We start from the raw sequence: 24,945 nt of genomic DNA on the forward strand, positions 1-24,945 counted from the left end.
AATGTCCGCTTTGACCTCGTCACCGGTGTCTGCAGGCGCCACGCCGGCCAACGGCCCGACACCATCATCGTCCCAGGCAACCAGAGCCGCACACGCCCGCGCGCGTGTGCGGCCCACGCCCCTGCTGGGCCGGCTGAACCTGAAGGCCCAGTCGGTCATTCTGCTGGGTGCGCTGGCAGCGACCGTGGGGGTGGCCGTGTCGCTGAGCGTCTACGAGCGCCAGCAGGACCGTACCCAGGCCATGCAGAACGAGGTGGTGGGCGACACGCTGATGCACTCGCAGCGCCTGGCCAAGGCGGCCAACATGGCGGTGCGCGGCAACGTGCAGGCCTATGGCCAGCTCACCAGCAGCCGCGATTATCTGTCGGGTGCCGTGAGCGCGCTGGAAAATGGCGGTGACGTGGGGCGTTTCCATGTGCCGCCGCTGCCCGACAAACTGGATGCCGAGGCACGCCGTTTCGGGACGGCCTGGGCCGATGTGTCGCCATCGGTGGATTCCCTGATCGAATACCAGCCCGTGCTGGTGCGCTTTGCCGAACTGGTCAATGAGATCTCGGCCGTGGACCGGGACCTGCGCGCCGCCCAGCATGCGGCCGCGGCCAATCTGCGCGAGGGCAGCAGCAGTGTGCCCGACCAGTTGCTGTTTGCCAGACTCAGCAGCCAGCGTCGCACCATCATGGGGGAAATCCTGCGCATGCATGGCAACGGCGCCTACGACGGACGTGATGCCGTGGCGCTGGCCGATGCCATCGAGAATTTCGCCGTGACCGTGGAAACGGCGCTGAACGGGGATTTCTCGCGCCAGACCAGTGCCATCCGCAATGCCGAGGCGCGCGAGGGGCTGCGCAGGGCACAGCCGCTGGCCAACCAGTTCGTGAAGCTGGCGCTGGAGGCGCAAAAAGCGCTGCCCGCCCTGCAGCAGGCCCGCCATGCGGGGCTGGACGTATTCAACAAGAGCGATGAGCTGACGCAGACCGCCAATGCGCTGCGTTCGATGCTGGTGGAAGGGCGCAATGTGCAGTCGTCGGTACAGTGGGCCATTCTGGGCTTTGCCTCGGCGGCCGTGCTGTCGCTGCTGCTGCTGTGCAAGGCCTATTACGACGACTCCAAGCTGCAGGCCGACCGCTCGATCGACAAGCGTCTGGAGGCCGAGCGTCTGGAGCAGGAAGCCAGCCGCATCAACGACCAGAACCAGGCCGCCATTCTGCGCCTGATGAATGAGCTGCAGAAAGTGGCCGACGGCGACCTCACCGTGCAGGCCACCGTGTCCGACGACATCACCGGTGCCATTGCCGACTCCATCAACTACACGGTGGAAGAGCTGCGCAGCTTGGTGGGCCGGATCAACCGCACCGCGGCCGCCGTCGCCGAGGCGTCGGCCAGTGCGCAGGTGACGGCCTCGCACCTGCAGGCCGTGAGCGAGCAACAGTCGCGCGAAATCCGTGAAACCGGCGAGGCCGTGCTGAACATGGCCGCGCAGATCAAGCAGGTCTCGGCCTCTGCCTCGGAATCGGCCGAGGTGGCCCGCCAGTCGCTGTCGGCCGCCAGCCGTGGCCGCGATGCGGTGCAGAACGCCATTGCCGGCATGGGCGGCATTCGCGAGCAGATCCAGGACACCGCCAAACGCATCAAGCGGCTGGGTGAATCCAGCCAGGAAATCGGCGAGATCGTGGAGCTGATTTCCAACATCACCGAACAGACCAACGTGCTGGCCCTGAACGCCGCCATTCAGGCCGCATCGGCCGGGGAGGCCGGTCGCGGCTTCACGGTGGTGGCCGAAGAGGTGCAGCGCCTGGCCGAGCGTTCGGCCGAGGCGACCCGGCAGATTTCCGCGCTGGTCAAGGCCATCCAGACCGACACGCACGACGCCGTGGCCGCCATGGAACGCAGCACGCAGGGTGTGGTGCGCGGGGCCAAGCTGTCGGATGAGGCCGGCATGGCGCTGATCGGCATCGGTCAGGTGTCGCAGGAACTGGCCGATCTGATCATGCGCATCTCGCGCACCACCGAAAACCAGGCCGCCTCGGCCTCGTCGGTGGCGCAGAGCATCCAGCGCATTCTGCTGGTCAACAGCCAGACCAACGAAGGCACGCAACAGACGGCGGGCTCGATTCTGCAGCTCTCGGAACTGGCGCGTGAACTCAAGAATTCGGTGGCCCGCTTCCGGGTGGGTTGAGAAATGCAGGACCAGCGCCTTTCCGGATGGGCCGGCGGCGCACAGTTTGATTGGAAAAGGGTGACCGGGTGGAACACAGCAACAACATTGACATGATGACCCTGTCCTGGACGGTGCCAGAGATCCGGGAATCGCTGCAGCATGTTGCGCAGGCACTGGATGAGCTGCTGGCCAGCCCGCACAGCCAGGACGCCATCAAGCGTGCACGCCTGCATCTGCACCAGACGCACGGGGCGCTGCAGGTGGCCGACCTGCCGGGCGTGACCATGCTGACCGACGAGGCCGAGCAGGTGATGATGGCCTTCGAGGCCGGTACCGTACATCCGGATGCGCAGAACATCGCCACGCTCAAGCAGGTGCTGCGCGCCGTGGTCGAATATCTGGAGGACATGCAGGCCAGCGGCGTGATGGTGCCGGCGCTGGTGCTGTATCCGTATTACCGCGATCTGGTCGGGGTGCGCAAGGTGCTGCAGCCCGACCCGACCGTGCTGTTCGACATCGATCTGGACCGCTCGCTGCCGGCTGCCGTGCGTGCGCAGCTCTCCAACGCCCCCGACCGCGAGGAGCGTGCCCAGCACGCGGCGCGTTATTTCGAGCGTGCACTGCCGGCGCTGATTCGTGGTGAAAACGTGGTGGCGGCCGTCGATGCCCTGCACGAAGCCATGGCCCGCCTGCTGCGTTACCAGCCGCATGCAGGTGCACGCCTGTTCTACTGGCTGTCGTATGCACTGATCGACGGCATCAAACATGGTGCCCTGAAGGTCGACCTGGCCACCCGCCGGGCCGTGGGGCGCATCAACATCCAGAACCGCCACTTGTTCACCGGACAGGCCGAGGTGCCGGCCCAGTTCATCAAGGAACTGCTCCTGCTGCTGGCCCAGGCCGGTGCGGGCTCGCCGGCCATCGACGAGGTGCGCCGGCATTTCCATCTGGACGTGCTGGTGCCCGCCGGTTACGACCGGCCGCGTTACGGCCTGGCCGATCCGGGAACCCTGCACGCAGCCCGCGAGGCGCTGACGCAGATTCACCGTTCGTGGGAAAAGATTGCCGGCGGCACGCAGGGCGAAGAGCAGGCCTTTGCCGACGCCGTCACCACCCTGAACCGCGCGCTGGCCCAGACCCCTTACGCCGGGCTGGGCATGCTGGGCAGGACGCTGGCCACCATGCCGCAGGCGCTGGGCAGCGTGGAAGGGCGCGTGCGCGAAATGCTGGCCATCGAGGTGGCCACCGCCGTGCTGTTCATGGAAGAAGCGCTGGCCGGTGCGCTGCGTTCGAACCCGTCGTATGACGACCGGGCGCAGGAACTGGCCACCCGCATCAGCAGCCTGCTGGCCCATCCGGAGACGTTCGACCCCACGCCGCTGCCCTGGCTGGTGGCGCTGTCGAGCCAGGCGTCCGAACGGATGACCCAGTCGGCCTTCGTGGGTGAACTCAAGCACAACCTGAGCACCTGCGAACAGGCTCTGGACGATTATTTCCGGGATGAGACCGCCGTGTCGCGGCTGGAAGGTGTCGAACCGCTGCTGCTGGAAACGGCCGCCGTGTTCACGCTGCTGGAATTTCGCGATGCCGCCACGGCCTGCCGCGACATCATCCGCCAGGTCGATGATGTGGTGCATGCCCGCGTGTCGCTGGACGATGCTCGCCGTCGTCGGCTGGCCGATGGCGTGAGTTCGGTGGGCTTCTTCGTCGAAACCCTGCTGCAGTCCGAAGGGCGTGCCCGCCGCTTCCGCTTCGATGAAGCCCGTGGCATGCTGTTCGAGGACATGTCGCTGCCGCTGGTGGCCGAAGAAACCGTGGCGGAAGAGGGCGTACCGGAAGGGCTGTCGCTGGCCGACGCCGCCGATGGTTCGCGCGCCGCGGCCGATCAGGCTGCGCCGGATACCTCTGCCGCCGATGCTGCGGCAGCCGATGCAGCCCTGGCGGTTGCCGCTGCCACGGAACCGGTTGCGCAGGCGCCAGCCGCCCGGATGACCGGTGTCACCGAAGATGCAGCGCCTGCCATGCATGGCATGGTTGCGGCAGAAATGACTGCTGCCGGGACTGTGGCCGCAGGTACGGTTGCTGCAGGCCTGGTGGCCGAAGATGTGTTTGCTGCTGCGGCGGCAACGGATACTGCGGCCACTGTGCAGGTTCCCGCTGCTGCGGAAACCGCGGCAGAGCCCGCTCCGGTCGAATCCACCGAACCCGCACTGCCCGAAGGCGTGCTGGAAGACGGCAGCGTGGAACTGTCGCCCGACGAGGCCGAGCTGCACGAAATCTTCATGATGGAAGCCACCGAGGTGCTGGATGCCATCGCCGAAAATCTGGTGATCGTGCGTCGCGCCCCGGATGACCGCGAGGCGATGACCACCATCCGCCGCGGTTTCCACACGCTCAAGGGCTCCAGCCGCATGGTGGGCCTCGATGCCTTCGGCGAAGCCGCCTGGGCCTTCGAGCAGATGATGAACCACTGGCTGGCCGAGGACAGGGACGGAACACCCGCCCTGTTCGAGTTGATCGGTGAGGGGGCCGACTTTTTCCGCCGCTGGGCCGAACAGCTGCAGGTGGCGCCGCGCCGCGTGCTGGATGCCAGCCTGCTGGTGGCCCGCTGCAACGCCTTCCCGGACAAGCCGGCCGCAGTGGAAAAATCCGCCGTCACCGAAAAACCGGCCGCTCCCCAGCCCGCCGTGGTACAACCTGCCGTTGCCCAGGAACCTGCGCCGGAGCAGGCCGATCTGCCCGTGGCAGAACAGGCCGACCTGTCCGCCCTTGGCATGGATGCGGCCGATCCGTTCGGCTCGGGCGACCTGTCGGTGGATGGCGCGCTGAACCCGGATGACGAATCCCTGCCCACGCTGGACCTCGACAACGCCCTGAACCTGGGCGATGGCCCGTCCGGCGACCTGACGCTGGGTGATGCATCATCCATGTCGTTTGATGGCGAATCATCGGCAGAATTCGATGAGATTTCGCTGGATTCCGACGTGCCGGCAGACATGCCTGTCGTGGCCAAGGACGACGGTTTCTCCAGCAGCCACAACTTCGCCCGTGTATCGCATGCGGCCGGAGAAGGGGACGTGCGCCAGCAGCTCGAAGGCTTCCTCGATGAAGCCAGCGACTGGAAGGCCGACATGCTGCCGACCGATCTGGCCGAGCTGCACAGCGATCCGGTCCGCGCGCCCGAACCGAAGACAGAATCCGAAGAAGAATCCGGCGACGATGCCCTGTTCGGTGGTCCTGCATTCGACAGCGATGTGTCTTTCGATGCACCGCAATTTGGCAACGATGCCGCCTTCGATGATCCACGGTTCAGCAGCGATGCCTCCTTCGATGCGCCGCCGTTCGGCAGCGACGTGGCGTTCGATGGCATCATGTCGTTTGGTGGCGAACTGAAGCTGGATGAAACGGTGGACCAGGGGCTGGATGCTGGCCTGTCGTTCGGCAGTGACGCGCTGTCTGGCGAACCCGGCCTGTCTGCCGGCTGGCCCGACGCCGCGGCCGATGGCGACATCGAGAACATCCCGCTGCTGGACCTGGGTGGCGATACCCCGGCCGCAGACGCACCCGCCCTGTCGCAGTCGGCTGTGGCACCGGAGACGGCCGCCGCTGCGGCAGAACCTGCTGCCATTGCGCCGTCTGCGGTCGGGCCGACCGGCCAGGCAGCCATCGACGAGCCCGCCGCACCAGCGGAGCCTTCGGCTTTCGGGGCCGGTCTGCCAGAGGATCTGGCTGCCGAATTCGCGGCGGCGGGCCTCGACCCTTCGGCGCTCGATGCCGACGTGCTGGACGTGCCGACACTGTCGATGGACGACGCGTTTGATGCAGATTCGTCCGGTCCGGAATCCGTGGCGACCGAAGCGGCAGCCACCGGGCCTGCCCATGCAGAATTTGCAGCCACTCAGCCGCTTGTGGCCGAAGCGCCCGCTGCACCGGAGCCCGTCGCTGCAGAACCTGCCATGGCGCCGACCGCTGCCGGGCAGGCCGACACGGCTGCTGTCCAGACATCGGCCACACCGGCCCAGCCCGCCTCTGGGGCGCACGAATCGCAGGTGCGCATCGGCGAGCGCCTGATCGATGCCGAGCTGTTCGAAATCTTCAACGCCGAGGCCGCCCAGTCGCGTGTTCGCATGAACGAGGACTGGTCCAGCTGGCAGGCGTCGGATGCGCTGCGCGCGCCGGAGTCGCTGGTGCGCACGCTGCACACGCTGGTGGGCACGACCCGTCACGTGGGGCTGGTGCAGGTGCGTGGCATTGCTGCCTCGCTGGAAAAACTGCTGCTCAAGCAGCGCGAAACCTCCGTCGAACTGCCAGAGGCCATGAAGGCCAGCATGCAGGCCGCCATCGGCGTGGTCGACCGGATGCTGGGCGAATTTGCCGCGCGCATCGAGCCGGCGGCCGATCCGGAAACCGCCGCCCGCATGGAAGCCCTGCTGGCTGGCTGGGATGCGGAAATCGCTGCCGCGGCCCAGCCGCAGAAACCGGCTGCACCGGCCGAGGAAAAACCGCGCGAAATGCGCGGCGAGGATCTGCTGAAGAAAGCCGCCGAGGTGCTCGGTGCCGCCCGCCGCGAGGCCCAGGAAAAACGCGATCCGCTGGCCGGTCTGGTGGACGAGATCGATCCGGATCTGGGCCCTGTGTTCTTCGAGGAGGCCGAAGAGCTGATGCCGCAGGTGGACAACAACCTGCGCGAATGGCGCGAGCGTCCGGCCGACGGGTCGATGCCTGCGGCGCTGATGCGCCTGTTCCACACCATCAAGGGCAGTGCCCGGATGGCTGGCGCCATGCGCTTCGGCCAGATGATTCACGAGCTGGAAACGCAGGTCGAGGAAGCGCTGGCCCAGCCGCCGGTGCAGCCCGCTACCATCGAGGCCGTGCTGTCGGGGTACGACCAGGCGGTATCGGCCTATGAGGTGATGCTGCATCCGGAACTGGCCGAGCAGCGCGCAGCCGAGGCCGGCACGCTGAAGCAGCAGTGCAGCGCTGCGGCGGGTGCTGCACATGCCGTCATGGATGACGGCGCAGACGCATCGGCCACCGCCGCATCGCCGGCCGCTGCTGTGGGAGCTGCCGGTGAGGCGCCAGCAACGGGCGAGGCCGTGCCGGTCTGCGCCCAGGCAGCCGCAGCGGCGGCCAAGGCGGCGGCGGCCAGGGCTGCCGTGGAAGCGGCCGCGGCCCGTACGGCCGATGAGCATCAGCTCGCCGAGACGGGTACCGGTGCGCTGCCCGATGCCGTCATGGCCGGTGCCGCTGCCAACCCGGCGGCTGCTGCCCAGCACGTCATCCGCGTGCGTGCCGACCTGCTCGACCGCATGGTGGCCGAGGCCGGCGAGGTGGCCATTGCCCGGGCGCGGCTGGACAGCGAGATGAGCCTGATCCGTTCGGCCATCAACGAGCTGACGGAAAACGTCAACCGCCTGCGCCTGCAGCTGCGCGAAATCGAGATTCAGGCCGACAACCAGATCCAGGCCAAGATCGCCCACTCCAACGAAACGGAAACCGAATTCGACCCGCTCGAATTCGACCGCTACACCCGCTTCCAGGAAGTGACGCGGATGCTGGCCGAGTCGGTCAACGACGTATCCACCGTGCAGCAGAACGCGCTGCGTGCGCTGGATGCCGCCATGCAGGACCTGGCACGTCAGGGGCAGGTGAGCCGCAGTCTGCAGCAGAGCCTGATGCGGGTGCGGATGGTGGCGTTTTCCACCATCAACGACCGTCTCTACCGCGTGGTGCGTCAGGCCGGCAAGGACACCGGCAAGCGCGTGACCCTGGAAATCAAGGGGGGCCAGGCCGAAATCGACCGCAACGTGCTGGACCGCATGGCCGGCCCGATCGAACACATCCTGCGCAACTCGGTGGCGCATGGGGTGGAAGATGCGGCACGCCGCGCCACCGTGGGAAAGCCTGAAGTGGGCGAACTCACCATCGAGGTGTCGCAGGATGGCAACGAGGTCATCATGCGCTTCCTCGATGACGGGGCCGGCCTGGATTATCCGCGCATCGAGGCCCGGGCGCGCGAGCGTGGCCTGATCGCCCCCGAGCATCAGCCCACCGAACGTGAACTGGCGCAGATGATTTTCGCGCCCGGCTTTTCCACCGCCAAACAGGTGACGGCGCTGGCCGGCCGCGGCGTGGGCATGGATGTGGTGCGTGCCGAAGTGGCCGGCCTGGGTGGCCGTATCGACGTGGACTCCACGGCGGGCAAGGGCAGCTGCTTCACCGTGCACCTGCCGGTGTCGCTGGCCGTGACCCAGGTGGTGCTGCTGGAAATCGAGGGCGGCAAGTTTGCGGTGCAGAGCGCCCTGGTCGAGCAGATCGTGCAGATGAAGCCCGAGGCGCTCACCGAGGCCTACCAGGCCGGCAGGGTGGAAGTGGCCGGTGAGCGCGTGCCGTTCTACTTCCTCGGTAGCCTGCTGGAAATTCCGGGGGTGAAACCCTCGGCCCAGCGGGTGGCGCCGGTGGTGGTGCTGCGCGCCGGTGCCACACGGATTGCCCTGCACGTGGACACGGTGGTGCCCAACCAGGAGGTGGTGATCAAGCACATCGGCCCGCAACTGGCCCGTCTGGCCGGGGTGGCCGGCGCCACGGTGCTGGGCAACGGTGACATCGTGCTGATCCTGAACCCGGTGCAGCTGGCCATGGCCCGCGTGGCCGGCCAGTTGGGCAAGGTCAAGGCAGCCACCTTCAGCGCCAGCGAGCTGCAGACGGCTGCCACCGTGATGGTGGTGGACGACTCGGTGACGGTGCGCAAGGTCACGCAGCGCCTGCTGGTGCGCGAGGGCTACAACGTACTGCTGGCCAAGGACGGTGTGGATGCGCTGCGCCAGATGCAGGAGGTGATTCCGGACGTGATGCTGGTGGACATCGAGATGCCGCGCATGGACGGCTTCGACCTGACGAAGAACGTGCGCGAACATGCCGACTACGCCAACGTGCCGATCATCATGATCACCTCGCGTACCGCCGACAAGCACCGCAACCACGCGCTGTCGCTGGGGGTGGATGTGTTCCTCGGCAAGCCCTTCTCGGAGGACGAGCTGCTGCGGCACGTGAAGAGCTTCGCCAGCCAGCGGGCACCGCGGGCGGTGATGAGCTGAGGGTCAGCGGCGGCGGCCGGCGCGTGATCCGGTCGCGGTTCTTCCCGGCCGGGGCGGCTTGCGTGGCTGCCCTGGCAGACAGGTGGGAGGGGCACTTTTCCGGCTTGGCTGCGCTGTGCGCAGAAGGCGCCGGAAAGGCACCCCTACCGCCTGTCCTTGTGAGATCGTGGCCGTTCGGAGACGCCGGATCGCTGGCTTTGCGCCGGAAACAGCCCTTGTTTCGCTGATGGATCCCATCAGCGCCAGAAACGTTTCGCCGCGGGTGCAGCGTAGAATGCCCAGTCGGGGGATCATGTGCGTTTGCCATGGCCCCGTGTGTATGTACGCAACGGCGCGGTCTGCCGTATCCATTCGTGCGGGCCGGAAGGCTCCGGATGGGGCGGCTGCGTGGTTGCCGACCGGGAAGAGGGTGTATGAACGAAGCAACGACGCAGGACAAGGCCAAGGACCAGCCCCTGATCGACGACATCCGGCTGCTGGGCCGGCTGCTGGGCGAGGTGATTCGCGAGCACGAGGGCGAAAAGGCCTATGCACTGACCGAGGAGATCCGCCAGCTGTCGGTGGCGGCACGGCACCAGGATGACCAGCACGCCAGCGAACGGCTCAAGGCGCTGCTCAAGGGTCTGACCGACCAGCAGGCCATCAGCGTCATCCGTGCCTTCACCTTCTTCAGCCACCTGGCCAATCTGGCCGAAGACCAGCACTACATCCGCCGCCGTGCCGTGCACGAGCGCGCCGGCAGCATCAACGAGGGCAGCCTCTCGCACACCTGGCAGCGCATGTACCAAGCCGGCATCAGCCGTGACGAGGTGGCGGGCATGCTGGCCCATGCACACCTCTCGCCGGTTCTCACGGCGCACCCCACCGAGGTGCAGCGCCAGAGCATTCTGGACATCGAGCACAGCATCGCAGCCCTGCTGGCCGAGCGGGACGCCATCCGCCTCGCGGCACTGGCGGCACGGGCCGAATCGGCGGCCGAAGCAGCGCAGGCCGCCGGGACATCTGGCGCCGCACCGGCTGGCAGCTCCTCCTCGACGGGGGAAGCGGCGACGACTGTCGCTGCCCGGCCGGCCGGCAGCGCGCTGGAAGAAGCGGCCCGCGTGGACCACCGTCTGCTGCGCGAGCTGGCCACCAACGAGGCCCGGCTGCGTGCGCACATCACACAGCTCTGGCACACGCGGCTGCTGCGCTTTGCCAAACTGACGGTGGCCGACGAAATAGAAAATTCGCTCTCGTACTACAGAGCCACGTTCCTGCCGGAAATTCCCCGCCTGTATGCCGACATCGAAGAAGCGCTCGAGGGCCGGCGCGTGGCGCCTTTCCTGCGCATGGGGCAGTGGATCGGCGGGGACCGTGACGGCAATCCCAACGTGTCGGCCGAGACCCTGTCGCTGGCCCTGCAGCGGCAGTCGGACGTGGTGCTGCAGCATTATCTGGCCGAAGTGGCACACCTGCAGCGCGAGCTGTCGCTGTCGGTGATGCGCAGCCCGGTCAACGAGGCCATGAAGGCGCTGGCCGACCGCGGCAACGTCACCAGCGCGCACCGGCAGGACGAACCCTACCGGCGGGCGCTGGCGGGCATGCGCGCCCGGCTGGAGGCCACGCAGCGTGTTCTGGCGGGAGGCGAGACGGCGGCGCAGCAGGGCATGGATTTTCCGCCCTATGCGCACGCCGGCGTGTTTCTGGAAGACCTGCGCACCATCGACCATGCTCTCACCGCGCAGCACTGCGAAGCCATTGCCCAGCACCGGCTGCGGCCGCTGATGCGGGCGGTGGAGGTGTTCGGCTTCCATCTGGCCACGGTGGACCTGCGGCAAAGCTCCGACCAGCACGAACTGGTGGTGGCCGACCTGCTGTCCGTGGCCCGCATCGAGCCCGACTATCTGGCGCTGGACGAAGCCGGCCGTCGTGCCGTATTGCTGCGGGCGCTCGACGAAGCACGTCCGCTGCGTGTGCCCGATGCCCAGTACCAGCCGCTCACGCTGAAGGAGCTGGACATCTTCCAGACGGCCCGCCACATGCGTGAACGCTATGGGGCTGCTGCCATTCGTCACGCCATCATCAGCCACACCGAAACGGTCAGCGACCTGCTGGAAGTGCTGGTGCTGCAGAAGGAAGTGGGCCTGCTGCGCGGCACGCTCGATGCCGACGCCGTGGCCAGCCTGATTGCCGTGCCGCTGTTCGAAACCATCGAGGACCTGCGCAATGCGCCGGGCATCATGGGCGACTTCTACCGCCTGCCGGGCGTGGCCGCCATGATCCAGCGCAGCGGCGGCGAGCAGGACATCATGCTCGGCTATTCCGACAGCAACAAGGATGGCGGCATTTTCACCAGCAACTGGGAGCTTTACCGCGCCGAGCTGGCCCTGGTGGCCCTGTTCGACCAGCTGGGCCGCGAATTCCGGCCGGTGCGCCTGCGCATGTTCCATGGCCGGGGTGGCACGGTGGGCCGCGGCGGTGGCCCCAGCTACCAGGCCATTCTGGCGCAGCCGCATGGCACCGTGCGCGGCCAGATCCGCCTCACCGAACAGGGCGAGGTGATCGGTTCCAAATACAGCAACCCGGACATCGGCCGCCGCAACCTCGAAACGCTGGTGGCCGCCACGCTGGAAGCCAGCCTGCTGCCGCCACCGGCCGACGTGCCCGAGGCCTTCCTGCAGGCCGCGCAGACGCTCTCCAACGACAGCATGGCCGCCTACCGGGCGCTGGTGTACGAAACCCCGGGCTTCGACACCTATTTCTTCCAGGCCACCCCCATCCGCGAAATTGCCGAACTCAACATCGGCTCGCGCCCGGCCTCGCGCAAGGCTACCCAGCGCATCGAGGACCTGCGGGCCATCCCGTGGGGCTTCAGCTGGGGCCAGTGCCGCCTGATCCTGCCCGGCTGGTATGGGTTTGGCAGCGCCGTGGCCAGGCTGCGCGAGCAGATGGGCGACGAGGCCGCCACCACCCTGCTGCGCCAGATGCACGCGCAGTGGCCGTTCTTCCGCACGCTGCTGTCGAACATCGACATGGTGCTGGCCAAGAGCGATCTGGCGCTGGCCGTGCGCTATGCCGATCTGGTGAGCGACGAGGCCCTGCGCCGTACCGTGCTGGAAAAGATCGACACCGAGTGGCAGCGCACCCAGGAAGCCATGCGGCTGATCACCGGCGTGGACCATCGCCTGGCCGGCAACCCGTCGCTGGCGCGTTCCATTGCCCACCGCTTCCCGTACATCGACCCGCTGCATCACCTGCAGGTGGAGCTGATCAGCCGCTACCGGGCCGGCAACCAGGCGCAGGAGGTGAAGGGCGGCATTCACATCACCATCAACGGCATTGCTGCCGGGCTGCGCAATACGGGGTGATGGGGCTACTCTAAGGCTACAATGGCGGGCGTTACCCTGATCTTCGTGCGCTGCCATGTCCGCTCCCGCCCATGTCCTGCTGGCCTTCGACTTCGGTGAGAAGCGCATTGGCGTGGCCACGGGCAACACGCTGACCGGTGCCGCACAGCCGCTGGGCACCGTGGCCGAAACCACCGCCGACGGCCGCTTTGCGCGCATCGGTGCGCTGATCCGCGAATGGCAGCCGGCCCGGCTGGTGGTGGGCCGGCCATTGCATCCGGACGGTGCAGCCCACGAGGTCACAGCCCGTGCCGAACGCTTTGCCCGCCAGCTCGAAGGCCGCTTCGGCCTGCCGGTGTCACTGGTGGACGAGCGCTACAGCTCGGTGGCGGCGCAGGCCCGCCTGCGCGCCCAGGGCCGCGGTGCCCGCGGGCGGGCGGCACAGGGCGACGACGCCATGGCGGCCGCCATCATTCTTGAACAGTACCTGAGCGAGGCACAGGCATGAGCACTTCACCAGGCGTCACCCCCCTGCCGGCAGATGCCGAGACGCTGTTTGCGCGGCTGCGCGATGCACTGAAAAAGGATCTGGGCCTTGCCGGCGCTGGCGCAACTGCAGCGCCGGAGGCCGCAGGCCATGCTGTGCCGGCGCCGTCACCGGCATCGGTACCGGCGTCGGGAGAAGGGCAGGGAACGGCGGATGCGGAGGCGCAGGCCCCTGCCTTCATCGGCATCCACACCGGGGGCGCCTGGCTGGCAGCACGGCTGCATGCAGAGCTGGGGCTCGGCTCGCCGCTGGGTTTTCTCTCCAGTGCCTTTTACCGCGATGACGTGCAGGCCCGGGGCCTGTCGGCACGGATGCAGCCCACGAAAATCGATTTCGACGTGAACGGCCGCGATATCGTGCTGGTCGACGACATCCTGCACACCGGCCGCACCATTCGCGCGGCCCTGAACGAAATTTTCGACTACGGGCGCCCGGCGCGCGTGCGGCTGGCCGTGCTGCTCGACCGGGGCGGACGCGAACTGCCGGTACGGGCCGATTATCTGGGGGCCGAACTGGCGCTGCAGCCCGGTGAAAAGCTGGTGCTCAGCCAGCGTACCAGCGGGATGTTCGAACTGCGGGTCGAGCGGCCCGGCAGCTGATTTCAAACGATGACGCCCGCCATGATGCGGGCGTTTTCTTGTCTGGCAGGAACCGGCAGAGAGGGAAGGGAACAACATGCAGATGCAACAGGTACAAGTGGGCAAGGACGGGCGGCTGCGCCACCTGCTCACGCTGGAAGGACTGTCGCGCGACATGATCCATAAAATTCTGGACAACGCGTCGTCATTTCTCAATGTGTCGGACCGGCAGATCAAGAAGGTGCCCCTGCTGCGCGGCCGTTCGGTATTCAACCTCTTTTTCGAGGATTCCACCCGCACCCGCACCACCTTCGAAATAGCCGCCACCCGCCTGTCGGCCGACGTGGTGAATCTCAACATCAGCACCTCCTCCACCCGGAAGGGTGAATCGCTGCTCGACACCATCGACAACCTGCAGGCCATGGCGGCCGACCTCTTCGTGGTGCGCCACAGCCAGAGCGGTACCGCGCACCTGATTGCCCAGCACGTGGGCGAACACGTGCACGTGGTCAATGCCGGTGACGGCCGCCATGCCCACCCCACGCAGGGGCTGCTGGACATGTACACCATCCGGCACTTCAAGAAGGACTTCACGCAGCTCAGCGTGGCCATCGTGGGTGACATCACCCATTCGCGCGTGGCCCGTTCGGACATCCATGCCCTGACCACGCTGGGTGTGCCCGACGTGCGCGTGGTGGGGCCGCTCACGCTGCTGCCGGGCGGACTGGAGCAGCTGGGCGTGACCCTCTACACCGACATGCGTGCCGCACTGAAGGATGTGGACGTGGTGATCATGCTGCGCCTGCAGAACGAGCGCATGAACGGCGCACTGCTGCCCAGCGCACAGGAGTATTTCCGCGCCTGGGGTCTGACCCGCGAAAAACTGGCGCTGGCCAAACCCGATGCCATCGTCATGCACCCCGGACCGATGAACCGCGGGGTGGAAATCGAATCTGCCGTGGCCGATGGCCCGCAGGCCGTGATCCTGCAGCAGGTCACCTTCGGCATTGCCGTGCGCATGGCCGTGATGAGCATGCTGGCCGCCGGTTGAGCACCGCCGGCACACCGGACGAATGAACGGGGCGACAGAATGCGATGAACATCCGGCGGGTGCGCCGAACGGCGTCACCGGCAGCCATGTGCGTCACGTCGCCATGAAACAGGAATGAAAGGTGGATATTTTGATGAACGGCAAAATGCCACCGGAACACAGGAGCAGCATCATGCCGCAGCATGAGCAGACAGCAGGGCAGGGCAAGGGCACCGTCCGCGTGGGACGCGACGGGCACGACACCTCGTTTTCCATCACCGGTGCCCGGCTGGTGGACCCGTGGAACGGGCTCGACCAGGAAAGCGACCTGCACGTATCGGACAAGAAAATCATCGGCATTGGCGCGGCACCGCATGGCTTTCGGCCAGTGCGCACCATCGATGGCCGCGGAAAGATCCTCTCGCCCGGCCTGGTGGATCTCTCCGCGCGCCTGCGTGAACCGGGCTACCAGTACAAGGCCTCGCTCGAATCCGAAATGAAGGCCGCCGTGGCTGGCGGCGTGACTTCACTGGCCTGCCCGCCGGACACCGATCCGCCGCTGGACGAACCGGGCCTCGTGGAAATGCTCAAATACCGCGCCCACAACATGGGGCTGGCGCATCTGTATCCACTGGGCGCGCTGACCGTGGGCCTCGAGGGCGAGGCCCTGACCGAAATGCTGGAACTCACCGACGCCGGCTGTGTGGGTTTTGCACAGGCACATCACCCCATCCGCGACACCCAGGTGCTGCTGCGTGCCCTGCAGTACGCGCATTCATACGGCTACACCGTGTGGCTCAACCCGTCGGACCCCTGGCTGGGTGGTGGCGTGATGCACGCCGGTCCCTTCGCCTCGCGGCTGGGTCTGCCCGGCAACCCGGTGATGGCCGAAACCATCGCGCTGCACACCATCATCGAACTGGTGGCCTCGGTGGGCTGCCGTGTGCACCTGTGCCGGCTGTCGTCGGCTGCCGGGGTGGAACTGGTGCGGCAGGCCCGCAAACGCGGTCTGCCGCTCACGGCCGATGTCTCCATCGACCACCTGCATCTGACCGACGTGGATGTGGGCTTCTTCGACACCGCCTACCGGCTCGATCCGCCACTGCGTGCCCAGCGTGACCGCGATGCCCTGCGCGCCGGCCTGCTCGACGGCACCATCGACGCCATCTGCTCCGACCACACCCCGGTGCTGGCAGATGCCAAGCGTCTGCCCTTCGGCGAGGCCGAACCGGGGGCCGTGGGCCTGTCGCTGCTGCTGCCGCTGGCTCTCAAATGGGGCCGTGAAAGCGGCCAGTCGCTGCTGCAGGTGCTGGACCGGCTCACGCGCATTCCCGCCGGCATCGCGGGGCTGGAGCGGGCGCCACACGCCAACCCGTCGGGCCTGTGGGTGGGCGGCCGTGCCGACCTTTGCCTGTTCGACCCCGACGCCCTGTGGAAGGTCACCCCCGACACGCTGTGGGGACAGTGCGCCAACACGCCGTGGCTGGGGCATGAGGTGCAGGGACGGGTGCACCTGACGGCCGTGGGTGGAAGGATCGTGTTCGAACGCTGACGGGCTGAACTCAAATCCGGGTGCGGCCGGTATCGCCCGGCCAGGCAAGGCGGCCTGCCTTGCCTGTGCCGTGCACCACGCCCGCAAACGGCCGGGGCCAGCGCGGGGACGAATGCGTCCATGACACGCGCTGCCGGAGAAGGGGGCTTGCTGCCCGGCCGTCGGCGCCTTCCGGCCAGAGCATACCCCGCTGCCGATGGGGCGGTATATTCTCTGCCGGGAGGGTGGCCCGACGCCGGTGCTGGCCTCCCTGCAACACTGTCCGGGAGAGTGGCCCATGGGCCTGCTGCGTCGTCTTTATCGTCTGCCGCTGCTGTTCGTGCTGCTGGTGCTGGGGCTGCTGGCGTTGGTCCTGATCCAGCCGTGGCTGCCCATGGGGGGGCGGCGCGCCATGGTGCGCGGGTGGTCGCGGGCGCTGCTTGGCGTGTGCGGTGTGACCGTGCACGAGGAATGGGGTGGGGAAGGCACGGTGCCAGGGAGCGAAAACGATCCTGTCTCGGACCATGCCGATGGGCCTGCCGTGGCACCCAGCCCTGCGCAGAGACCAGCGATGGCGGCCACGCAGCCGGCTGCAACACTGGCTGCCCTGGCGCCGGGGCGGATGATCGTGGCCAACCACGTCTCGTGGCTGGATGTGTTTGCCATCAATTCACGCGCCACCTCGGCCTTCGTGGCCAAGGCAGAAATCCGTGAATGGCCCGTGGTGGGCTGGCTGGTGAGCCTGGCCGGCACCGTCTACATCAGGCGCGGTGACACGAAGGCCGTGCCGGATGTGATCGTGCAGATGCAGGAGCGTCTGCGCACCGGCTTTCCGGTGGCGCTGTTTCCGGAAGCCACCACCCATGTGGGTCCGACGCTGAGAAAGTTCCACGGCAAGCTCCTGCAGGCAGCCATCGATGAGCAGGCAGATATCCTGCCGGTGGGGTTGCAGTACCGGTATGCGGACGGCACGCCGGCCGAGGCGGCCTGGTATGTGGGGGATACGACCTTCGTGCAGTCGTTCTGGCAGGTACTGGGGGCGTCGGGGATTGGTGTGCGGATGGTGGTGATGGCGCCGCTGGGGACGGTGGGGGAAGAGAAGGGGGCGCTGGCGGCGAGGGCGCGGGAGCGGGTTTGTGTGGGGTTGGGGTTGCCGCTGATGCCGGGGGAATCTTCCTGAACAGGCACGCCGGCGCCATCGGCTACCGGAGCTGGCCCGGTGCACGGGAGGGAAGGCCAGCGCCCTGGCCCACGTCGCATCCGCGTCAGTTCCACTGATCCGGCCCGGCAAAATCCGCGTGGATTTCGTGGTCGGGCAGCCTGCCGTTTCTGACCCATTCTGCGGCGGTTTGTGGCGAAAGCTGGCCTTGCTTGGCCAGTTCTGCAGCGCTCAGGGCCCGTTCATCCTGAAGCTGGCGGTCGATTTCGCTGATTTTCTCGTCAACCAGGGCGTCACGTTCATCGATTTCGGCGAGACGCCGTTCGATGTCATCGTGATTTCGACCGTCGGTGTCCAGCAGGGCCCCGCGCAGGTCCGACGGGAGCGACTGGAGATACTTCCTCAACGGAACGGCCATGTCGTCCATGGCCGACTGATGGGCCATGAATACAGGGGGGCCTTCCGGAGACCGGGTCACGAAACCCGCTACGCCCCGAATCTCGTGGGGCTCGGGGTGTCCGGGAAAGTCTGCTGGGTCGAGACGCATGTCATGGCTCCCTGGTCAAAAAACGTTCCAAAACCCTGTCGGCACACGGCTGGAGCCGTCGCGGGGGTGAACGAGCCCATCGCAGGCCCTAGGACGAAGGCCTGTTCATCTGCATCATCCTGTCGATGATGCCCTGGCGACGCCGTTCCTGCCACCGTTGCCGGGCGTGACCGATGGCGGTGTCCGCCACCTCCGCGTTGCCGGTGATGGATGCCAGATGCTGCCGGAACTGCTCCCTGATCTCGCGTTTCTGCCTCGTATCTGCACTGGCGATGGACAGCGCCTCCAGCGCATCGATGCACAGCCTGCACAGTGCTTCCATGCTCCCGCGCTCCAGCCCCGCAAGCGCCTGGCGATGCTCGAATGCGTACATCTCGGCCTGATGCAGGGCACAGTGAAGCCGGTCTTCGTCTGCACGTATTTCGCAAATGGTGTCGTTGACCTGCGCGAACGATGAATTGGAAGGGAGGCAGCCATCCTTGCCCAGTCCCCTGGCAAACGATTCGATGTGCGTTCGAAGCTCGTGCTTTTCCCGTGCGGTGTCCGGATCATCCTCCGGATCGCTGATGGCCTCGAGGGCAATGGCTTCGAGGGTTATCTCGCCGACCCTGTCTTCGTCGCCGTTTTCCTGCAGGATCTGCAGGGCCTGCTGGCGCATCTCGGCAATGGCCAGGTAAAAGCGGCTGCTGTCATTGACCGAAATGGCCGGGGGCTTTGTTGATGCCGTGGGGCTTTGCATGATGGAACCGCGATGATCGTTTTGTCTTCAGAACTGCCGGTTACGCTCCCGCAGCCGGTTCGTGGAGGTGCCTGGGGTCGATGCTTCAAGGACTTCGACGATATCCTGACGGGATATGGGAACGCCAATGACCTCGCTGCCGAACCCGGCCACTTCCTCCCGGTCGCCCAGCCAGCAGCTCGATATCCACAGCCGTTCGGCCTGCAGAAATGCCTCGAGTTCGTCCTGATACAGAAACTTGATGCCGAGCGCCGTGGCGGGCATACAGTGTCCCGAACGGAGGTTCATGCCGGAAAACAGCAGGTAAAGCTGGTCGCTCACGCAGGCGCGCTCGACGGGCAGCCTCATCAGCCAGTGTTCGGCGTGCTGGACATACAGAAAGGCGTCCCGTCCGCGCGTGGCGGCCATGAAGCGCGAGCGCTGCAGGGGTGAAAGCAGCGTGACCCGCTGGCTGCGCGGGTGTTCCTGCATCTGGTGTCTGGGAAACTGCGTGGCCCAGCGCAGAAAATCCACATAGGCGCACTGAACGCCATGCTGCCCCATCAGATCATGTCCTCATCGTAGGTATCGACCAGCTGGAAATACTGGTCCAGAATTTCGTTGAGTGCCTGATGCAGTGTCAGGTCGTTGTTCTGGGCAAACTGCCTGACGCGTGCCAGCAGCTCGGCCTGTATGGTGAACGACGGCACGGACCGGCGGCCCTTCTCGGTGCTCAGGGGAATTTCCCTCCCCTGGTGACGCAGCCGCTGCTCGATTTGCCTGTATATCCTGAAGCTGAACCCGAAATGCTGCATGATGTCCCGGATGCTGCACTTCCGGTTCGTGTCGAGGCGCTTCCTTGCCCAGACGACGACGGCGTCCTTGATGCCATCCAGATAGACGGCGGACATCAGTGTGTTGACGGCTGCCCTCGCGTGGCGCGCGGCCACCTCGCCGCGTTGCTGCAGCGGGCGCGAGATGCGCCTGAGCAGCCAGTCCATGCTGGATGCATCGGTCATGTCCAGGGGCTGGCGGAACTTCTTGGACTCGACAAGCTCCGGCGCTTCCCCGTCGATGAACTCATAAGGGGGGCGTTTGCTGATGCGTGGCGCCAGGAAAAAGCACGCGGCGGTGAACATGCCCCTGTCGCACAGATGGGGGCGGCTGTCCTGGATCAGCCGGTTGAGTATGTCGGCATCAATGTCGATGACGATGGAGGGCGACAGGGGAAAGTGCAACGGCTTTCCGATGACGGGAAACTCCTGCTCGATGGGGGAGGGCAGGGCATTGCCGAGCCGGTCCCATAGCCTGAAGCGCTCCTGCGGTTGACCATTCACTGCTGCGATGCCGGGAATGTGGTTGCCCAGCGCATCGAGCACATGGCGAATCATCTGCAGGCGTCGTACCGTCAGAAAATACCCGGTGACTTCGCTGATGTTGTTGTTGATGCTGACGAGGTAGTGCAGGTCGCGGACGGTCCTGCCAAGAACGGCGGGACTGGCGTCTGCAATGGCAGGATGGTGCCCCAGGAACTGGCTGGCCAGCACGCCCAGTTCCGTATCGTCATGACGCCTGATTTCATCGCCTGAAAGTCGCATCGCAGCTCCTGTCCTGCCCGGTCTGGATGAACACGGCCTCCGCCCAGTCCAGGGAGGCCCAAGTGTGCACAGGCTTTTGCAGAGACGCCCGGCAGATATCGTTCAATGCCGCGATCCCGTGGAAGACCGACGGGCCGGCGGAACGAAACAGGAGGTATCTCCGGCTGCACCATTTCCGGCTGACGCAGGCTGTGTTACTTGCCTGATACGTTCGACCTGCGCCAGTACTGGATCAGAGTCTACCATGTCGTCAGATTGTCTGACACCCCCCGCTTTTTGCCTGGACGAATTGCCCTGTTCAGGCAAGCCGGCATGGCCGGAGGAAGACGCACCATGGCGGGTCGCGATGAACTGGGTGATCATGTTCCTGAGTTCCTGCTGTTCCTGCGCGGACAGTGGCGAGTTCGGGTCGGATGCGCTGGGTGTGGAAATGTCCGGGGCATCCGCCCGGGCAAGTGGCGGGGAGGTTTGCGGCTGCTGCACGAGGGCGGCGGTCAGCACGAACGCGCACATGGCTATCACGATCATGGCCGCACCGTAGCCGGCCAGACGCAGGGTTCGGGAGAGAAACGATTTCTGTTCCCCGGTTTCTTTCTGCATCCGGGTTTCGCGGGGGGCGTCATCCGCAGCGGGGGTGGCCATGCCGGAGCCCCGGGCCATCATGTACTGGCCCATGGCGGCGTCGAAGGCGCTGGCAACCTGCTGACGGACATGTGCCCGGACGTGAGCTGCACTGGATGGACCGGGCGTGTCTGCCCGGCGTGCAAAGGGATTCAGGCTGCGTGAAGTGCCCTCGCCCTGCAGGGGGAGCAGCAGCGCCGGTGAAGCAAGATGAAAGGAACGGTCACCATCGACCATGGCATGAATCTCTCCCCTGACGAGCATACCGCCCGTTGTGCCCTCGGGCGCTGGCTCGCTGGTATCAAAACCCGTCACGTCGATGTGCAGTTCGCTGAATGCCGCGGGCAGGCGGATGAAACAGGATTGCCGGTTCTGGTCGGCTTCCGGTCCGCTGTCGAACGAGAGCATGATCTGGCCCTCGTCCTGCCGGATGCGGAAAGTCGGGTTGAATACGGGGATGTATCGTGTGTCTCTCATGTCACGGTTTTCCAAGGATGTCTTCCCGAATGACCTGCTCCGACAGGCCGGTGGTCAGCCTGGCAATACCGGTCCTGTGGTCGAGGTACAGCGCTGCAGGCACACCGGCGTCGCCACTGTCCGGCGATGCCTGGAACAGCAGGGTCATCATTTTTTCGTTGTCCAGCAGGTTGTTGACGGTTGCCCCGGCCGGCGCTGTCTCGATCGGTTCCTTGCGGCCGAGAACCCGTTCGAGAAATGCCGGGTCGCCGTTCTGCAGGATGGTGGCCGACAGCCTCATCCCTTTCTGGTCCAGATATTTGCCATCCGGCGTGGGTTCGCGCCTGCCCAGCAGGGCAACGGGAATCCACTTGATCGTGGCGCCCTGCCGGACATGTGTCCGGGTGCCGTTGTAGGCTGCCCGACAATAGGGGCAGCGTGGGTCGAAAAAGATATAGACCGTATCGCCCGGCGCGCCTTTGCCTTCCCTGAAACCGGCGAGTTTGTCCACGTACTGGATGACGGGGGGCGGCGTTCCCTCGAAGTGCCCGTCCATGGCGAACCGGGCGTTGGGGTTGCCTTTCGCCCGGGAGGTTGCGACGGGTTTGCCGTCACCGGTGGTGTCACCGGATGCCGCGCCCCGCGATGCCGCTGCCGGTGCAGATGCTGTCGATGAAGGTTCGGCCGATGGAGAATCAGTGGGGGCAGACGCAGTGGGCGAAGATGCATCGGGCAGGGATGCATTGGGTGAGGATACATCGGGTGAAGATGCGGTGGGCGAGGATGCAGTCCGCGAAGGGGATGACGGTTCACCCGGGCCGGGGGATGCATCGGATGCTGCATTGTTCTGCGGCCCGCCGTTGAGCAGTACGCCGGCAAAGATCGCGCTTCCATCGGAAGTGATGTAGACCTCGATCTGCGAGCCGTTGCGGTCCACCATCCAGGCAAACAGATCGGGCGTGTCCAGCGGAATCTCTCCGATGATGCGCCCATAGCGGGAGACACGCTTTTTCAGCTCATCGAACGACAGCGCCTCGTGTGGTGCGGGCCCTCTGTCGTCCTGTATTCGCGAGGCGTTGAGCATCTGGATGGGCGCGGCGCTGGCCGCGCCCCCGGCAGGGGAGTCTGCTGCGCCGGGGGCCTGTTGCCCCTGCCGGGCCTGTGTCGCCTGTTGATTCTGTGCCGCCTGCTGATCCTGTGGCGTCTGCTGATCCTGTGGCGTCTGTGGCGTCTGCCGGTTCCATGGTGTCTGTTCTGCCTGGGCAGAGCCTCCGTCCAGCGTCTGAACGGGGTCGGTCTGTGCCATGGCGTGTGGTGCGCCCAGGGGAATGAGCGCTGCGATCAGCGTGCGGGTGACGGTTTGCTTCATGATGTGTGCGAATGGCTGGTGTTCCCTGGGGTGTGTGGCAAAAGCCCTGCGGTACCCTGGCCGCACCTCTCCTGTGGCCGGATTGCTCCGGGTTCCGGCGCGCGGGGGGATGGGTGGATGAATGCGCTCATGACCCGCTCCTGGCTTTTGCAGCGGCTTCCTGTCTGGCGGCGCGTCTCTTCTGGTAGTCGTCGTACGCCTTCCTGTCCTGTTCGGTGTAGAGAAATGACGTGATGGCCGTGCGCAGCCCGTCGATGGCCTGTTCGGTGCAGGGCGTCGTGACGGGGCGCCCCGCCTTGCACTCGACCATGAAGTGATTGAAGACGGCAGACCCTTCGGCAAAGGCATCCGGCCTTCCCATCGACGTCACGGCATACCAGAGCGGGCGATCATGAAAGCGCAGCCAGTCGACCCGGCTGGCATTGAACACGCCGATTCTGCGTGCTTCGACCATCATGCCGTACAGCACGGTGCGCAGATAGGCGTGGCGCCTGAAAATCGCCTGAACGTTTGGATGCTTGATGTACTTGTGAAGGACGCTGCGGGGAAAGGACAGGTCGATGTCGGGCCTCGTCCACGAAAGATCGTCCGGATCCTTCTCGTTGGGTATGAAGAGCGTCCAGCACCAGTCATGGACTTCCTGGCTGACGGCTCTGGCGCGTGCAAACGCCTTTTCGTCCATGTCCCGGTCGGTGGCTGCCACCAGGGGCGCCAGCATGGACATGATGATGAGTTCGCCATAGCTCATTTCGGGCATGTCCGGCAGGGCGGGGTCGGGGCTTTTCCTGAATTTCGCCAGTCTGCCCAGCTGTGCAAGGAACACGGCCGCACATTTCTGCCTGTCCAGGATGGGCTGATACCGTCCCGGTCCCTCCCTCGACCAGCCGCGCACCAGATCATGCTCGCGTGCAAAATCCCTGGATGTCATGGACATGCCAAATACCGGATCATCCAGCTCCCGGCCGATCAGGTCCAGACGGGAGTAGAGGTTCATGCGCGGATAGGTGCGGCGCATTTCCGTCATGAAGCTTTTGAGATCGTGCTTTTTCGTGAACCGGATCTGTGGATGCGTGGTCTGGGAGCGGACGATCCATTTGATGGCCACGCAGGCTGCCACCAGAAGCCAGAAGAGATTGAACAGCACGGAGAGCCCCGATATCTCCCCCCATGACACGTCGGAAAAATCCTTCCGGCATTGGCCGATGATGCTGACCGGATCGCACACATCCTGCACCGTTCTGACGATGGCATCGAGCCCCGGCACATCGCTCAGCCCCAGTGCTTCGGCCAGTGCGTAGAGCGGCCAGAGCTGGAACAGGCGTACATAGGCGTGGAGGGTGGCAATGGTCGTGTGATGCTGCCCCCACAATGCCTTGATGAGCATGAGCGCCAGGAACGGCACGATGATGAAGATCCAGAAATCCGGAGCGCTCCTGCTGTTTTCGGGGGCGTTGGCCATGAGCGGTGAGGTGATTCGTACTCGAAGGTTTCAGTAGCCGCCCATGGCGGCATGGATGCTTCTGCGCCAGTCAGGCAGTTCGCTGGCTGCCTCCGGCCCGGGCTCCGGCTCCGGTCTCGTTGCACGGTGCCTGCCGGTGGGCAGAAGGTGAACATCGCGCGGCCCCGCGTGCGTGTCCCCTGATGGTTCCTTCCCTTGCCGCGTGCAGGCAACGACGTACGCACGCAGCCCGGCGAGAATGGTCTTGTGGCTGATGTCGCCATCGGCCATGTCGCCCATCAGCCGGAAAAGCTTTTCGATTTCCTGCGGGTCGCTGAGATCGCCGGCGTGCCTTTCCAGTATCGACAGCCCGAAGATGATGCGTTCCTTGATGAAGGCAGCCTGTTCGAGCCGGGGGACATGATCGATGTGTTCGATCATCTCGCGGTCGGCTTCCAGCGTCGGATGCAGGCGCAGCTGGTAGACGCGCAGGCTCATGGTGCATGCTCCTGTTTCCGGTGCTGCGTGGCCATCTGGTCGAGAAACCGCTGGGCGATCACGAAGAACATGCAGCACATGGCCTTTTTCTCCCGGCCGGACCTTCCCGCTGCGTTGAAAAGCTGCAGGAGGCGCGCTTCGGATGGATCGTCGGCATGCAGACGCATCCGGTAGCGGATGGATTCATCTGGCCTTTGTCCATTCACCGCGGTCCTGATGGCGTCATGGCCATCATCGACGCCCGTGAAGGCGGATATCCGGTCTGCTGTCATGA

17 protein-coding genes are annotated in these 24,945 nt (G+C 65.8%); 8 read left to right on the forward strand and 9 right to left on the reverse strand.

Going from position 1 to position 24,945, the window contains the following annotated elements; all coding sequences use genetic code 11:
• Position 1 precedes the first annotated feature (1 nt).
• The 8 genes from EHV23_RS13140 to EHV23_RS13175 all read left to right on the forward strand — a co-directional run bounded on the left by EHV23_RS13140 (position 2) and on the right by EHV23_RS13175 (position 17,447).
• Positions 2-2,176, forward strand: a complete 2,175-nt coding sequence (locus tag EHV23_RS13140) for a methyl-accepting chemotaxis protein (RefSeq protein WP_125096462.1) — start codon at positions 2-4, stop codon at positions 2,174-2,176.
• Positions 2,177-2,268: 92 nt separating this feature from the next.
• Positions 2,269-9,255, forward strand: a complete 6,987-nt coding sequence (locus tag EHV23_RS13145; RefSeq protein WP_125096463.1) for a hybrid sensor histidine kinase/response regulator — start codon at positions 2,269-2,271, stop codon at positions 9,253-9,255.
• A 413-nt stretch (positions 9,256-9,668) separates the two neighbouring features.
• Positions 9,669-12,602, forward strand: a complete 2,934-nt coding sequence (gene ppc, locus EHV23_RS13150) for a phosphoenolpyruvate carboxylase (protein WP_158615978.1) — start codon at positions 9,669-9,671, stop codon at positions 12,600-12,602.
• A gap of 55 nt (positions 12,603-12,657) precedes the next feature.
• Positions 12,658-13,089: a Holliday junction resolvase RuvX gene (gene ruvX, locus EHV23_RS13155; RefSeq protein ID WP_125096465.1), complete on the forward strand. Its 432-nt coding sequence runs from the start codon at positions 12,658-12,660 to the stop codon at positions 13,087-13,089.
• Complete coding sequence (pyrR, locus tag EHV23_RS13160) at positions 13,086-13,727, forward strand: bifunctional pyr operon transcriptional regulator/uracil phosphoribosyltransferase PyrR (protein ID WP_125096466.1); 642 nt, start codon at positions 13,086-13,088, stop codon at positions 13,725-13,727. Before ruvX ends, pyrR begins: the two co-directional genes overlap by 4 nt.
• 82 nt (positions 13,728-13,809) lie before the next feature.
• Complete coding sequence (locus tag EHV23_RS13165) at positions 13,810-14,757, forward strand: aspartate carbamoyltransferase catalytic subunit (RefSeq protein ID WP_125096467.1); 948 nt, start codon at positions 13,810-13,812, stop codon at positions 14,755-14,757.
• A 172-nt stretch (positions 14,758-14,929) separates the two neighbouring features.
• On the forward strand, positions 14,930-16,288 hold the full coding sequence (locus EHV23_RS13170) for a dihydroorotase (protein WP_125096468.1): 1,359 nt from the start codon (positions 14,930-14,932) through the stop codon (positions 16,286-16,288).
• A gap of 277 nt (positions 16,289-16,565) precedes the next feature.
• Positions 16,566-17,447, forward strand: coding sequence for a lysophospholipid acyltransferase family protein (locus EHV23_RS13175; protein ID WP_158615979.1), 882 nt, complete (start codon positions 16,566-16,568; stop codon positions 17,445-17,447).
• A gap of 85 nt (positions 17,448-17,532) precedes the next feature.
• On the opposite strand, the gene EHV23_RS13180 is transcribed toward EHV23_RS13175, so the two are convergent.
• The 9 genes from EHV23_RS13180 to EHV23_RS13230 form a co-directional block, all read right to left on the reverse strand.
• A complete protein-coding gene (locus tag EHV23_RS13180; protein ID WP_125096470.1) occupies positions 17,533-17,853 on the reverse strand; it encodes a hypothetical protein in 321 nt (106 codons plus the stop codon).
• Between the two features lie 208 nt (positions 17,854-18,061).
• Positions 18,062-18,712, reverse strand: a complete 651-nt coding sequence (locus EHV23_RS13185) for a hypothetical protein (protein ID WP_125096471.1) — start codon at positions 18,710-18,712, stop codon at positions 18,062-18,064.
• 27 nt (positions 18,713-18,739) lie between these two features.
• Entirely contained in the window at positions 18,740-19,255 is a 516-nt protein-coding gene (locus EHV23_RS13190) for a hypothetical protein (RefSeq protein ID WP_125096472.1), read from the reverse strand.
• Positions 19,255-20,289 (reverse strand): hypothetical protein, encoded by a 1,035-nt coding sequence (locus EHV23_RS13195; RefSeq protein WP_125096473.1) that lies wholly within the window; start codon positions 20,287-20,289, stop codon positions 19,255-19,257. Before EHV23_RS13195 ends, EHV23_RS13190 begins: the two co-directional genes overlap by 1 nt.
• 102 nt (positions 20,290-20,391) lie before the next feature.
• The gene (locus EHV23_RS13200) at positions 20,392-21,387 is read right to left on the reverse strand and encodes a hypothetical protein (RefSeq protein ID WP_125096474.1); all 996 of its coding nucleotides are present in this window, start codon (positions 21,385-21,387) and stop codon (positions 20,392-20,394) included.
• A gap of 1 nt (position 21,388) precedes the next feature.
• Positions 21,389-22,735, reverse strand: coding sequence for a hypothetical protein (locus EHV23_RS15345; RefSeq protein ID WP_158615980.1), 1,347 nt, complete (start codon positions 22,733-22,735; stop codon positions 21,389-21,391).
• Between the two features lie 127 nt (positions 22,736-22,862).
• Positions 22,863-24,194 (reverse strand): secretion/conjugation apparatus DotM-related subunit, encoded by a 1,332-nt coding sequence (locus EHV23_RS13220; protein WP_125096477.1) that lies wholly within the window; start codon positions 24,192-24,194, stop codon positions 22,863-22,865.
• 30 nt (positions 24,195-24,224) lie between these two features.
• Positions 24,225-24,671, reverse strand: coding sequence for a hypothetical protein (locus tag EHV23_RS13225; RefSeq protein ID WP_125096478.1), 447 nt, complete (start codon positions 24,669-24,671; stop codon positions 24,225-24,227).
• Complete coding sequence (locus tag EHV23_RS13230) at positions 24,668-24,943, reverse strand: hypothetical protein (protein ID WP_125096479.1); 276 nt, start codon at positions 24,941-24,943, stop codon at positions 24,668-24,670. Before EHV23_RS13230 ends, EHV23_RS13225 begins: the two co-directional genes overlap by 4 nt.
• Positions 24,944-24,945: the final 2 nt, after the last annotated feature.

Source organism: Lautropia dentalis (genome assembly GCF_003892345.1).
Classification (GTDB): Bacteria; Pseudomonadota; Gammaproteobacteria; order Burkholderiales; family Burkholderiaceae_E; genus Lautropia; species Lautropia dentalis.